Source organism: Citrobacter sp. Igbk 17, from assembly GCF_028069775.1.
GTDB lineage: Bacteria > Pseudomonadota > Gammaproteobacteria > Enterobacterales > Enterobacteriaceae > Citrobacter.
This window is the reverse complement of record NZ_JANEWI010000013.1, coordinates 14,886-28,727: the sequence shown is the minus strand read 5'-3', so window position 1 is coordinate 28,727 and position 13,842 is coordinate 14,886. Positions and strand designations below refer to the sequence as shown.

At 49.9% G+C, this 13,842-nt stretch carries 14 protein-coding genes; all 14 read right to left on the bottom strand.

Annotated elements, in window-relative coordinates; translation table 11 throughout:
* Positions 1-190: 190 nt before the first annotated feature.
* The 14 genes from glmU to asnC all read right to left on the bottom strand — a co-directional run bounded on the left by glmU (position 191) and on the right by asnC (position 13,705).
* Entirely contained in the window at positions 191-1,561 is a 1,371-nt protein-coding gene (glmU, locus tag NNO08_RS09925; protein WP_271442714.1) for a bifunctional UDP-N-acetylglucosamine diphosphorylase/glucosamine-1-phosphate N-acetyltransferase GlmU, read from the bottom strand.
* Positions 1,562-2,219: 658 nt separating this feature from the next.
* Positions 2,220-2,639, bottom strand: a complete 420-nt coding sequence (locus tag NNO08_RS09920; RefSeq protein ID WP_005121460.1) for a F0F1 ATP synthase subunit epsilon — start codon at positions 2,637-2,639, stop codon at positions 2,220-2,222.
* Between the two features lie 20 nt (positions 2,640-2,659).
* Positions 2,660-4,042: a F0F1 ATP synthase subunit beta gene (gene atpD / locus NNO08_RS09915; protein ID WP_003023806.1), complete on the bottom strand. Its 1,383-nt coding sequence runs from the start codon at positions 4,040-4,042 to the stop codon at positions 2,660-2,662.
* 26 nt (positions 4,043-4,068) lie between these two features.
* On the bottom strand, positions 4,069-4,932 hold the full coding sequence (atpG, locus tag NNO08_RS09910) for a F0F1 ATP synthase subunit gamma (protein WP_005121458.1): 864 nt from the start codon (positions 4,930-4,932) through the stop codon (positions 4,069-4,071).
* Positions 4,933-4,982: 50 nt separating this feature from the next.
* The gene (atpA, locus tag NNO08_RS09905) at positions 4,983-6,524 is read right to left on the bottom strand and encodes a F0F1 ATP synthase subunit alpha (RefSeq protein ID WP_003827026.1); all 1,542 of its coding nucleotides are present in this window, start codon (positions 6,522-6,524) and stop codon (positions 4,983-4,985) included.
* A 12-nt stretch (positions 6,525-6,536) separates the two neighbouring features.
* On the bottom strand, positions 6,537-7,070 hold the full coding sequence (atpH, locus tag NNO08_RS09900) for a F0F1 ATP synthase subunit delta (protein ID WP_005121457.1): 534 nt from the start codon (positions 7,068-7,070) through the stop codon (positions 6,537-6,539).
* Positions 7,071-7,084: 14 nt separating this feature from the next.
* The gene (gene atpF / locus NNO08_RS09895) at positions 7,085-7,555 is read right to left on the bottom strand and encodes a F0F1 ATP synthase subunit B (protein ID WP_040232304.1); all 471 of its coding nucleotides are present in this window, start codon (positions 7,553-7,555) and stop codon (positions 7,085-7,087) included.
* Positions 7,556-7,614: 59 nt separating this feature from the next.
* A complete protein-coding gene (gene atpE / locus NNO08_RS09890) occupies positions 7,615-7,854 on the bottom strand; it encodes a F0F1 ATP synthase subunit C (RefSeq protein ID WP_000429386.1) in 240 nt (79 codons plus the stop codon).
* Between the two features lie 46 nt (positions 7,855-7,900).
* Positions 7,901-8,716: a F0F1 ATP synthase subunit A gene (gene atpB, locus NNO08_RS09885; protein WP_005121454.1), complete on the bottom strand. Its 816-nt coding sequence runs from the start codon at positions 8,714-8,716 to the stop codon at positions 7,901-7,903.
* A gap of 8 nt (positions 8,717-8,724) precedes the next feature.
* Complete coding sequence (gene atpI, locus NNO08_RS09880) at positions 8,725-9,105, bottom strand: F0F1 ATP synthase subunit I (protein ID WP_045449005.1); 381 nt, start codon at positions 9,103-9,105, stop codon at positions 8,725-8,727.
* A gap of 615 nt (positions 9,106-9,720) precedes the next feature.
* Positions 9,721-10,344, bottom strand: coding sequence for a 16S rRNA (guanine(527)-N(7))-methyltransferase RsmG (rsmG, locus tag NNO08_RS09875; RefSeq protein ID WP_271456644.1), 624 nt, complete (start codon positions 10,342-10,344; stop codon positions 9,721-9,723).
* A gap of 102 nt (positions 10,345-10,446) precedes the next feature.
* Positions 10,447-12,336, bottom strand: a complete 1,890-nt coding sequence (gene mnmG / locus NNO08_RS09870; RefSeq protein ID WP_271442569.1) for a tRNA uridine-5-carboxymethylaminomethyl(34) synthesis enzyme MnmG — start codon at positions 12,334-12,336, stop codon at positions 10,447-10,449.
* Between the two features lie 372 nt (positions 12,337-12,708).
* Positions 12,709-13,158 carry an FMN-binding protein MioC gene (gene mioC / locus NNO08_RS09865; protein WP_048213790.1) on the bottom strand — a complete coding sequence of 150 codons (450 nt, stop codon included), beginning with the start codon at positions 13,156-13,158 and terminating at the stop codon, positions 12,709-12,711.
* A gap of 88 nt (positions 13,159-13,246) precedes the next feature.
* Positions 13,247-13,705, bottom strand: coding sequence for a transcriptional regulator AsnC (gene asnC / locus NNO08_RS09860; protein ID WP_003023780.1), 459 nt, complete (start codon positions 13,703-13,705; stop codon positions 13,247-13,249).
* Positions 13,706-13,842 lie beyond the last annotated feature (137 nt).

Genomic DNA, 13,842 nt, shown 5'->3' with positions numbered 1-13,842 from the left:
GTAATCCCCGTATTCCGGGTGCCCCGAGCCTTGTAGAGAGTGGGGTTATTTTTATAGGTACTGCTTTTAGAGTGGAGGATTATGTTATCCCCTCATCTCCTGTCTGCCTGATAGCGTAAGCACTTATTAACCTACAAAACGTCGCCGCACGTAGGCCGGATAAGGCAAAACCGCCATCAGGCAAAAATTATTACTTCTTCTTCACCGGGCGCTGCCAGCCCTGTTTATGGACCTGAGGTACACGGCTTAATACCAGCTCGTTATCAGCAATATTACGCGTCACTGTGGTTCCGGCAGCGATCGTCGCGCCTTTACCCACGGTGACGGGAGCCACCAGCTGAGTATCAGAACCGACAAAAACATCATCGCCAATAATGGTTTTAAACTTATTAGCGCCATCGTAGTTACAGGTAATCGTACCCGCGCCGATATTCACGTTATCGCCAATTTCAGCGTCGCCGAGATACGTCAGATGACCCGCTTTAGAACCTTTACCCAGACGCGCTTTTTTCATTTCGACGAAGTTACCCACGTGCGCACCTTCCAGCAGCTCAGCGCCTGGGCGCAGACGCGCAAAAGGCCCGATTGTACAGGCCGCTTCCAGATGGGCATCTTCCACCACGCTGTACGGGCTAAGCTCACAGCCATCGCCAATTACGCTGTTTTTGATAATGCAGCCAGTACCAATCTTGACGCGATCGCCAAGGGTTACGTTGCCTTCAATGATAACGTTAGTATCAATTTCAACATCGCGCCCGTGAATAAGCGAACCGCGAAGATCAAAACGTGCTGGATCGCGCAGCATAACGCCTGCTAACAGCAGTTTCTCTGCTTGTTCGGACTGATAGACACGTTCAAGACGGGATAACTGAAGACGGTTATTCACCCCTTCGGTTTCGCTAATACGTGCCGGATGTACCGCAGCAATTTCGCGACCTTCCTGGTACGCCATCGCAATGATATCGGTGATGTAATATTCACCCTGCACGTTGTTGTTGGTCAGTTTAGACAACCAGCGCTTCATATCAGCGCCATTGGCAATCAGGATGCCGGTGTTAATTTCCTGGATCTGGCGTTGCTCGTCGGTCGCATCTTTGTGCTCAACGATGCCAGTAACTTTGCCGTTATCACGCGTAATACGCCCATAGCCGGTTGGGTCGTCCAGTTTTACGGTTAATAAGCCAATACCACCCTGAGGTTTAGCATCGCGCAGGCGGCGTAACGTTTCGGTGGAGATTAACGGCACATCGCCATAAAGCATTAAAATGTCTTCGTCATCACCAAAGAACGGTGCAGCCTGCTGCATTGCATGACCGGTTCCCAACTGCTCTGCCTGCAGAACCCAGTTCAGATTGCCATCTTTCAACGTCTGCTGAAGCAAATCACCACCATGCCCGTAGACCAGGTGTACATGAGTTGCGCCTAATTCATTAGCGGCATCAATAACATGCTGCACCATCGCTTTTCCTGCGAGAGTGTGCAGCACTTTAGGAAGATCGGAATACATACGTGTACCTTTGCCTGCGGCAAGGATCACGACGCTCATAGCATTATTCAACATACACATCCTGACTGTCATTTGAGAACGAATTTATACCCTTTCACATTGAAAATACTACATTTTTTTCATCATGAAATGGGCCGAAGATAAAACGTTCAATAGGGGAAAATCCCTAACTATTAACTCACTATTTTCGACTATATCGGCGCCTTTTGTCTCCCAAAAACCAGGAGCATGCTCTTATTAAAGCCTTAGGTTAATGTTTTTGCTATTTTTTTGCCCCATGAATAAAGAATTGGGTAAGCAACGCACGATTTTTTTATATGATTCAGTGACAAGCAGAAAAATGGAGAAGGTAACAATTAGGGGGAGAGGAGGAGTGTACAAACAAGAGGGTAAGGAGCTAAATAAATGGCGCTTGCTCTCAACGATGTGAAGCCTCGCGCCACATAACAGACAGGTATGACTAAACGTCCATACTGCTGAAAAGGGCGATGATTTTGTTGAACAATTTCATGTTGGTATCCTGTTTTTATCTGAGTTAATTATGTGACATACATCACAAAAACAAGTCTACGCTTCATTTTTTAATCGATCAATAGTTATGTGATGCAGATCACATAAAATCAAAACGCCTTTTCAGTTTCAAAATATCTAAAACACAGGCAAAAAAAAACCAGCCTGCGAGCAGACTGGTTTTCGTATTTTCAAGCCGGTGTTACATCGCTTTTTTGGTCAACTCGATAACGCGCAGTTTCGCGATCGCTTTGGCCAGTTCCGCAGATGCCTGAGCGTAATCCACGTCACCATGAGAGCTCTTAATATGCTCTTCAGCCTTGCGTTTCGCTTCCAGGGCTCTCGCTTCATCGAGATCCTGACCGCGAATCGCGGTATCAGCCAGTACGGTCACGTTGCCAGGCTGCACTTCAAGAATGCCGCCGGACAGATAGATAAACTCTTCATGACCGAACTGTTTAACGATGCGGATCATACCAGGCTTAATGGCGGTGAGCAGCGGTGCGTGACCCGGGAAAATACCCAGTTCACCTTCACTACCCGTTACCTGGATTTTTTCGACCAGACCAGAGAACATTTGTTGCTCTGCGCTGACGACGTCCAGGTGGTAAGTCATTGCCATATCACCCTCCGATTAAGGCGTTAAAGTTTTTTGGCTTTTTCTACGGCTTCGTCGATAGAACCAACCATGTAGAACGCCTGCTCTGGCAGGTGGTCGTATTCGCCTTCCATGATGCCTTTAAAGCCACGGATGGTGTCTTTCAGGGAAACGTATTTACCCGGAGAACCGGTGAATACTTCCGCAACGAAGAACGGCTGGGACAGGAAGCGCTGGATCTTACGCGCACGAGCTACCACCAGTTTATCTTCTTCAGACAGTTCATCCATACCCAGGATGGCGATGATGTCTTTCAGTTCCTGATAACGCTGCAGCAGGGACTGTACGCCACGCGCAGTGTCATAGTGTTCCTGACCAACAACCAGCGGATCCAGCTGACGGCTGGTGGAGTCCAGCGGATCAACTGCCGGGTAAATACCCAGAGAAGCGATCTGACGGCTCAGTACCACGGTTGCATCCAGGTGAGCAAAGGTGGTTGCTGGGGATGGGTCAGTCAAGTCATCCGCAGGTACGTATACCGCCTGAACGGAGGTGATAGAACCGGTTTTGGTAGAAGTGATACGTTCCTGCAGAACACCCATCTCTTCCGCCAGGGTCGGCTGGTAACCTACCGCTGATGGCATACGACCCAGCAGTGCGGATACTTCCGTACCGGCCAGGGTGTAACGATAGATGTTATCGACGAACAGCAGTACGTCACGACCTTCGTCACGGAATTTCTCAGCCATGGTCAGACCGGTCAGCGCAACGCGCAGACGGTTTCCCGGCGGCTCGTTCATCTGGCCATAAACCAGGGATACTTTATCCAGAACGTTGGAGTCGGTCATTTCGTGGTAGAAGTCGTTACCCTCACGAGTACGTTCACCCACACCCGCAAACACAGAGTAACCGGAGTGCTCGATCGCGATGTTACGGATCAGCTCCATCATGTTTACGGTTTTACCTACACCCGCACCACCGAACAGACCAACTTTACCGCCCTTAGCGAACGGACACATCAGGTCGATAACTTTGATGCCGGTTTCCAGCAGTTCCTGAGAGCTGGACAGCTCTTCATAGGAAGGTGCTGCGCGGTGGATAGCCCAACGCTCTTCTTCACCGATATCGCCTTTCATGTCGATCGGGTGACCCAGAACGTTCATGATACGACCCAGAGTTGCTTTACCTACCGGGACTTCGATCGGGTGTTCGAGGTCTTTAACTTCCAGACCACGACGCAGACCGTCGGAAGAACCCATGGCGATGGTACGTACGATACCGCCGCCGAGCTGCTGCTGAACTTCCAGCACCAGGCTCTCTTTACCATTCATAACCTCAAGAGCATCGTACACGCGCGGTACGGCATCCTGAGGGAATTCGACGTCAACCACGGCGCCGATTACCTGGACAATTTTTCCAGTAGCCATCTTGAATCCTCTACGAATTAACCTGGTTATACCGCGGATGCACCACCGACGATTTCGGTGAGTTCCTGAGTAATGCTGGCCTGACGAGCTTTGTTGTATACCAACTGCAGCTCTTTAATCAGGCTGCCGCCATTGTCGGTCGCGGCTTTCATCGCCACCATACGTGCGGCCTGCTCGCTGGCCAGGTTTTCTACCACGCCCTGATAAACCTGAGATTCAACGTAACGACGCAGCAGGGTATCCAGCAGCGGTTTCGGGTCTGGTTCATACAGGTAATCCCAGGCTTTTTGTTTTAACTCTTCATCTTCTGAAGCCGGTAAAGGCAGCAGCTGAGTGAGAGTCGGAACCTGAGACATGGTGTTAATAAATTTGTTGCTGACAACGTACAGTCTGTCCAGACGACCTTCATCGTAGGCCTGCAGCATCACTTTAACCGGGCCAATCAGTTCGGACAGGGAAGGGTTATCCCCCATACCGGTTACCTGAGCAACCACGTTACCGCCTACGGAATTAAAGAAAGACACGCCCTTAGAGCCGATCATTGCGATGTCGCACTGAACGCCTTTATCGGACCATGTTTTCATATCCGCCAGCAGCTTTTTAAACAGGTTAATGTTCAAGCCACCGCACAGACCACGGTCGGTCGACACCACCAGGTAGCCCACGCGCTTAACGTCGCGTTCTTCCAGGTAAGGGTGCTTATATTCCAGATTACCATTCGCAAGGTGACCAATCACTTTGCGCATGGTCTCTGCATAAGGACGGCTGGCCGCCATGCGATCCTGCGATTTACGCATTTTGGAAGCGGCGACCATCTCCATCGCTTTAGTGATCTTCTGCGTGTTCTGGACGCTTGCGATCTTACTACGTATCTCTTTTGCGCCGGCCATGAGCTTCTCCTCAATGCCTTGCGGTCCGTCCTAAGACAGACCGCCAGACGTTACCAGGACTGGGTTGCTTTGAAGGAATCGAGGATAGCTTTCAGCTTGCCTTCGATTTCATCGTTATAGCCACCGGACTGGTTAATCTCTTGCATCAGCGGAGCGTGATCACGGTCAACGTAAGCCAGCAGAGCCGCTTCGAAGCTACCGATTTTCGCCAGTTCCACATCTTCGAGGTAACCGCGTTCAGCCGCAAACAGCACCACACCCTGCTGTGCAACAGACATTGGGGCATACTGTTTCTGCTTCAGCAGTTCAGTTACTTTCTGACCGTGGCTCAACTGCTTACGCGTAGCTTCGTCAAGGTCGGAAGCGAACTGAGAAAACGCTGCCAGTTCACGATACTGTGCCAGAGCGGTACGGATACCACCGGACAGTTTCTTGATGATCTTGGTCTGCGCTGCACCACCTACACGAGATACGGAGATCCCCGGGTTAACTGCCGGACGAATACCGGAGTTGAACAGGTTGGTTTCCAGGAAGATCTGACCATCGGTAATGGAAATTACGTTGGTCGGAACGAACGCAGAAACGTCACCCGCCTGGGTTTCGATAATCGGCAGCGCGGTCAGGGAGCCGGTTTTACCTTTGACTTCACCATTGGTGAATTTCTCAACGTATTCCGCGTTAACGCGGGATGCGCGTTCCAGCAGACGGGAGTGGAGGTAAAATACGTCACCTGGGAATGCTTCACGTCCTGGTGGACGACGGAGCAGCAGGGAAACCTGACGGTAAGCAACAGCCTGTTTGGACAGGTCATCATAAACGATCAGTGCATCTTCACCGCGGTCACGGAAGTATTCGCCCATTGCGCAACCGGCATAAGGTGCCAGGTATTGCAGTGCAGCAGATTCAGACGCGGTCGCCACAACAACGATGGTGTTGGACAGTGCGCCATGTTCTTCCAGTTTACGAACCACGTTAGAAATGGTGGACGCTTTCTGGCCGATAGCCACGTACACACATTTGATGCCGGAGTCACGCTGGTTGATGATGGCATCGATTGCCATCGCGGTTTTACCGGTCTGACGGTCACCGATGATCAACTCACGCTGGCCACGACCGATTGGGATCATGGCATCAACGGATTTATAACCGGTCTGTACCGGCTGATCTACGGACTGACGTTCGATTACGCCTGGTGCGATAACTTCGATTGGCGAGAAGCCATCGTTATCAACCGGACCTTTACCGTCAATTGGGGAACCCAGAGTGTTCACCACACGACCCAGCAGGCCACGGCCAACCGGAACTTCCAGAATACGCCCCGTACACTTAACCTTCATGCCTTCGGCGAGGTCAGCGTACGGACCCATCACAACTGCACCTACGGAGTCGCGCTCCAGGTTCAGTGCGATAGCGTAACGGTTACCCGGCAGAGAGATCATTTCCCCCTGCATACAGTCAGCAAGACCGTGGATGCGGATAACACCGTCACTTACAGAAACAATAGTACCTTCGTTGTGAGCTTCACTCACAACACTGAACTGAGCAATGCGCTGCTTGATCAGTTCGCTGATTTCGGTGGAATTCAGTTGCATGCTCCAGTCCCCTTAAGACTGCAAGACGTCTGCAAGGCGCTCAAGACGGCCGCGTACGCTGCCATCAATGACCATATCACCCGCACGGATGATTACGCCTGCCATTACAGACTTATCGATTTTGCAATTCAGCTTAACTTTGCGTGACAGACGTTTTTCCATCGCTGCACTAATCTTCGTAAGCTGTTCATCACTCAGTGCATTGGCAGAAGTGACTTCTACCTCAGAGATAGCCTCACTGGCTGCACGCAGGTGAATAAACTGCTCAAGAACATCCGGGAGCGCATTAAGACGGTTATTTTCAGCCATTACCTTAATCAGGTTTTGACCGCTTTCGTCTAACTGCTCACCGCAGATTGCGATAAACGACTCAGCGAGCGTTTCCGGCGCCAGTGCGCCAGAGAGAAGCTCTGCCATTTGTTCGTTCTTCGTCACCTCAGCGGCAAACGTCAGCATATCCTGCCAACGGTCAACGCTTTGGTGCTCAACGGCAAAGTCAAAAGCTGCTTTGGCGTAGGGGCGAGCTACCGTAATAAATTCAGACATCAGCCCCTCCCTCCTTACAGTTCAGCGACAAGTTTGTCCACGATGTCGCTGTTAGCAGCTTCATCCACGGAACGTTCGATGATCTTCTCGGCGCCAGCAACAGCCAGGACAGCAACTTGCTTACGCAGCTCTTCGCGAGCACGTTTACGCTCGGCGTCAATTTCCGCCTGCGCTTGTGCCACGATTTTAGTACGTTCCTGCTCTGCTTCAGTTTTAGCTTCGTCCAGGATCTGAGCGCGGCGTTTGTTTGCCTGCTCGATAATTACCTGAGCTTCCGCCTTCGCTTTTTTCAGCTGGTCAGTCGCGCTGGCCTTTGCAAGGTCAAGATCCTTATGTGCTCGTTCAGCAGAAGCAAGACCGTCAGCAATTTCTTTTTGACGTTTTTCGATGGCTGCCATTAATGGCGGCCATACGTACTTCATGCAGAACAGAACGAACAGGACAAACGCGATGGCCTGGCCGAGGATTGTTGCGTTAAGATTCACAGCACAATGCCTCTATCTAGTTAACGTTCTGATATTGCTCTTAATTCAAGCAACGCTTACTACGCGACAGCGAACATCACGTACAGACCCAGACCTACAGCGATCATCGGGATAGCATCCACCAGACCCATAACGATAAAGAACTGAGTACGCAGCAGAGGAATCAGATCAGGTTGACGCGCTGCGCCTTCCAGGAATTTACCCCCGAGGATGCCGATACCGATCGCAGCACCGATTGCCGCCAGACCCATCATCACAGCGGCAGCCATGTACAGCAGATCCATATTCAGGTTTTCCATGACAGTCTCCAGTTTGTTTCAGTTAAAACGTAGTAGTGTTGGTAAATTAATGCTCTTCAGACGCCATCGACAGATAGACAATCGTCAGAACCATGAAGATGAAGGCTTGCAGCGTGATAATCAGTATGTGGAAAATGGCCCACGGCACATTCAGAATCCACTGTGACCACCACGGCAACAGACCAGCAATCAGAATGAAAATCAGCTCACCAGCGTACATGTTGCCGAACAGTCGCAGACCAAGAGAAACTGGTTTGGACAGCAGGCTTACCCCTTCAAGGATTAAGTTGACAGGAATGAACGCCCAGTGATTGAACGGCTGCAGCGTCAACTCTTTCGCGAAGCCGCCGATGCCTTTCATTTTGATGCTGTAGAACAGAATCAGGATAAACACGCCCAGCGCCATCGACAGGGTGATGTTTACGTCCGCAGACGGAACTACGCGCAGCGCCGGCAGGCCCAGTATATGCTCAGCAATATACGGCAGCAGGTCGATTGGCAGTAAATCCATCAGGTTCATCAGGAAGACCCAGACGAAGATCGTCAGGGCAAGCGGTGCGATAACCTTGCTTTTGCCATGGTACATGTCTTTGACACTGCCATGAACAAAGCCGATTACCAGCTCAATCGCGGTCTGAAATTTCCCTGGTACGCCGCTGGTTGCCTTTTTGGCCACGCTACGGAACATAAGCAGGAACAACAGACCCAGCACCACCGAGAAGAACATGGAGTCAATATTGAGCGTCCAGAAGGTGGCTGGGGGGTTATGCGGATCTACCAGCGAGAAAGTACGCAGGTCCAACTGAAGGTTATTCAGATGGTGCCCTATGTATTCCTGCGGCGTCATATTTTCAGAAGCCATGATGCCTTTTACCCTTTGTTGTTAATTACAGCCGGTGCCAGTATCTGAACCACCAGCACCAAAACCCACGTAACGATCAGCGGTAAGAACACCGCCTTCAAAACCGCCAACGCCACCACAAGCAAAACCAGCATCGCTAACACCTTGAAGGCTTCGCCGAAAGCGAACGACCAGGCCACTCGGCCCTTTGCTGGTGTATGTGCCTGGTGACGCCAGGCAAATATCATAAACAACATATTAGGCAGTAACACTGCCAATCCCCCGCACAATGCGGAGATGCCCCAGAAAGGGTCTTTGAGGCTAAACAGCAATCCACTTGCTATTACCGCCAGAAGCTGTGTGAGCAGAAGCTTACGAGCAACGTTTCGACTCAAGAGCGACATAGACATCACGTTTTTACTCCTGCTCCCTTCGAGGTATGCCGCGTGTCGTATAAAACGTTCTTTATGGCTTAGAGTCAAGCATCAAAAAGCGGTCAAATTATACGGTGCGGCTTCGTGATTTCAAACAATAAGTAGCTAAAAAGTGAATAAATGTTTAAATATTTTTCTCCAGGCCACATTTATTACTTTTCGGCAAACTGTGAACGATCATGCAAAACTGCAAATACCGCGTAAACACTGGCGACAAAGCGTGCACCAGATCACATATTGAACATATTCACCTTCGCACAATTAATTTACGTGGCAAATGATGCCTTTTCATCTTTTTGATATTTAAGCGTAAAAATCGTCACTATTTTAGAAATAGACCCTAACAACAAAAAAACCGCTCATTGACATTTATAATAAATAATTAACACAAAACGGTGATTCTTAGGTTCTATTTTTAGCAGACTGATATTTTCACAGTTGACTTGTTTCGCTTTTAACAAAAAACGGTACGTTATAGTTATGATGCAAAACAGTAAGACAGAGGTGAAATGTAACACCACTTCCCCCCTCTATAACCCCCGGTATTTAACACCTGCAGGGCTGCTTTTTTTCTGTTTTTTTTGATAAATATTAAATTTTGTTTGGCTTAATAACCACCAAATGGCGCTCACCATCCAGTTGCGGAACCCGTAATTTTACAACTGATTCTACGCTGAACGCCGCAGGCAGTGTGGCGATCTCATCTTCCGGTAATTGCCCTTTTAAAGCATAAAAACGCCCGTTCTGACCGGGTAAATGGTGGCACCAGCTCAGCATGTCGTTAAGAGACGCAAAAGCACGACTTATCACGCCATCAAAAGGTGGCTCGGAAGGGAATTCTTCTACCCTGCTTTGTACTGGAGTGATGTTGTCCAGTTTAAGCTCATGTTGTACCTGACGCAGAAAGCGTACGCGTTTTCCCAGACTATCCAGCAGAGTAAAATGCGCCTCAGGACGCACGATAGAAAGTGGAATTCCCGGTAAGCCCGGTCCCGTGCCGACATCAATAAAACGCTCGCCCAGCAGATGGGGGGCAACAACAATGCTGTCCAGAATATGGCGCACCAGCATTTCGTTGGGGTCCCGCACCGATGTCAGGTTGTACGCTTTATTCCATTTGTGCAGCATATCGACATACGCAATCAGCTGATTTTTCTGGTGATCGGTAAGAGAAATACCAGCATCAGCCAGCAGACGAGAGAGTTTGTTGAGCACGGTCGTTACCTGTTAATAATCAATTACCCGCTGCGCTATAGCTTATCGGGTCGACAAATTTGCAGGGCGGGCAAGCGTAGCGCCCCCGCCCAAATAGTGTGATTAAGCGCTACGGCGCAGCATACCTTGTTTTTTCAGCCAAACCAGCAGAATGGAGATGGCGGCAGGCGTGACACCAGAAATGCGCGATGCCTGGCCGATTGACACAGGTTTGTGATCGTTCAGCTTGGCAATAACTTCATTCGACAAACCGGAAACCTGACGATAATCCAGAGTCGCAGGCAGCAACGTGTTCTCATTGCGCTGTTGTCTTTCGATTTCATCCTGCTGACGGGCAATATAACCTTCGTACTTAACCTGAATCTCAACCTGTTCAGCCGCCTGAGGATCATCAAGCGCTGGTGCAAATGCGGACAATGATGTCAGCTGCGCATAGGTCATGTCCGGACGACGCAGCAGATCTTCACCACTGGCCTCGCGTGACAGCGGCGTTGCCAGGTGCGCGTTCACTTCCGCAGCAGATTCAGCAAGCGGGTTCACCCAGGTTGATTTCAAACGCTGACGTTCTTGTTCGATGCGTTCCAGTTTTTCATTGAAGCGCGCCCAGCGTTCATCCCCCACCAGACCCAGTTCACGACCAATTTCGGTCAGACGGAGATCGGCGTTATCTTCGCGCAGCATCAAACGGTATTCTGCGCGCGAAGTAAACATGCGGTACGGTTCTTTAGTGCCCAACGTACACAGGTCATCCACCAGCACACCAAGATAGGCCTGAGAACGCGCAGGAGCCCACCCCTCTTTGTCAGCGGACAAGCGTGCAGCGTTCAGACCCGCCAGCAAACCTTGCGCGGCGGCTTCTTCGTAACCGGTTGTACCGTTAATCTGACCGGCAAAGAACAGACCCTGAATGAATTTACTTTCCAGAGTTGGCTTCAGGTCGCGTGGATCGAAGAAATCATATTCAATAGCATAGCCAGGACGAACAATTTTGGCGTTTTCCATCCCCTGCATGGAGCGGACAATTTGCATCTGCACGTCAAACGGCAGGCTGGTGGAAATACCGTTCGGGTAAATTTCGTTAGACGTCAGACCTTCCGGTTCAAGGAAGATCTGGTGCTGGTTACGATCGGCAAAGCGCATCACTTTGTCTTCGATCGACGGGCAGTAACGTGGGCCGATACCTTCGATCACGCCAGCATACATCGGGCTACGATCGAGGTTATTACGGATCACGTCATGGGTTTTCTCGTTAGTATGCGTGATGTAGCACGGCATCTGGCGCGGATGTTGAGAAACATCGCCAAGGAACGAAAAGACCGGCATCGGGTTATCGCTGTTTTGCTGGCCAAGTACGCTGAAATCGATGGTACGCGCATCAATACGCGGCGGTGTACCTGTTTTCAAACGACTAACGCGCAGCGGAAGCTCACGCAGGCGACGTGACAGTGGAATAGACGGCGGATCGCCTGCACGGCCACCGCTGTAGTTGTCCAGACCAATGTGAATTTTTCCGTCGAGGAAGGTCCCTACGGTTAATACAACCGCTTTAGCACGGAACTTCAGACCCATCTGAGTCACCGCACCCACAACACGATCGTTTTCAACAATCAGATCTTCAACCGCTTGCTGGAAGATCATCAGATTCGGCTGGTTCTCCAACGCAGTACGTACCGCCTGACGATAGAGCACGCGATCCGCCTGAGCACGAGTGGCGCGAACTGCCGGGCCTTTGCTGGCGTTTAGTATCCTAAACTGGATGCCGGCATGGTCGATCGCGGTTGCCATCAGGCCGCCAAGCGCATCCACTTCTTTTACCAGGTGTCCCTTCCCAATGCCGCCAATCGCTGGGTTGCAGCTCATTTGCCCCAGAGTGTCGATATTGTGTGTCAAAAGCAGAGTCTGTTGACCCATTCGCGCCGCGGCCATTGCGGCCTCGGTGCCTGCATGACCCCCGCCAATGATGATGACGTCAAAAGGATCCTGATAAAACATGGTAATTGCCTCGCATAACGCGGTGTGAAAATGGATTGAAGCCCGGGCCGTGGATTCTACTCAACTTTAGTCGATGGAGAAAGACCTCGGATCCTGGGTATTAAAAAGAAGATCTTTTTATTTAGAGATCTGTTTTATTGTGATCTCTTATTAGGATCGCAACTATCTGTGGATAAGGGCGATCCTTTGAATAAGATCAACGGGTTGTTGAGGATCATTAGCTGTGAATGATCGGTGATCCTGGTCCGTATAAGCTGGGATCAGAATGAAGGGTTATACACAACTCAAAAACTGAACAACAGTTATTCTTTGGATAACTACCGGTTGATCCAAGCTTTTAACCAGAGTTATCCACATAAAAAAGTACGATCTTTACAAATCTCTGAGCAATGGATGCCAGGATCCCAACCAAATTTCAGCCGGATCTTCCGGAATCTCATGTTCCAGTACGTTGATCCTGAGCGTTTCACCGATCTGTTTCGCCCCGCAGGCCTTCAGTTCAGCTTCCAGCTTGTCAATCGCACCGCAGAACGTGTCATATTCACGGCTACCAATGCCGATGGCACCAAAGCGTACCTGCGAAAGATCCGGTTTCTGCTCGCGCAATGCGTCATATAAAGGTTGCAGGTTATCAGGAATGTCTCCCGCACCGTGCGTTGAGCTGATTACCAGCCAGACCCCTTGAGTTGGAACCTCGTCGAGCATCGGTCCATGCAGTATTTCGCTGGAAAAACCAGCGTCATCCAGCTTTTCAGCCAAATGTTCTGCTACATATTCCGCACTGCCAAGCGTGCTGCCGCTGATAAGAGTGATATCTGCCATTGATCGCTACCTCGATGAAGAGGCAGCATTGTACGCTGTGAGCGAGCTGGGATCTACCTGTGGAAAAATAGGGGATTAAAAAAAGCGATCATGGCTTGATAGTACGCATGATCGGGTTCTGCAAGACGATCAAGGTTTCTGTGGATTGAATTTCATCAATTGTTTGGATCTTGTTGATAAGTACTTGTTGCAGAGCATCGATAGATTTACACATCACCTTAATAAAGATGCTGTAATGTCCGGTGGTGTAATACGCCTCGGTCACTTCATCGAGACTTTCCAGTCTGGCTAATGCAGATGGATAATCCTTAGCACTTTTCAGGATGATGCCAATAAAGCAGCCGACGTCATAACCCAGTTGTTTTGGACTGACATCAATACGTGCGCCGGTAATGATCCCAGCCTGCTTCATCTTTTCAACGCGTACGTGGATGGTACCCGGGCTGACACCAAACTGTTTTGCCAGTTCGGCGTAGGCGGTACGGGCATTTTCCATCAGGGCATCAAGGATGCCGCGGTCCAGATTGTCGATCTGATAATTTTCCATAGGTTTTTCTTATGTAGATTAATGATTCTTTCTATTTTAGACGTTAATTTTAATGAATCAAAATCGAAGTCGGCTTTTTGTTTGTTGATTATTGAATATTACCTCCATTCTGTTGCTTAATCATAGGCAACAGGACA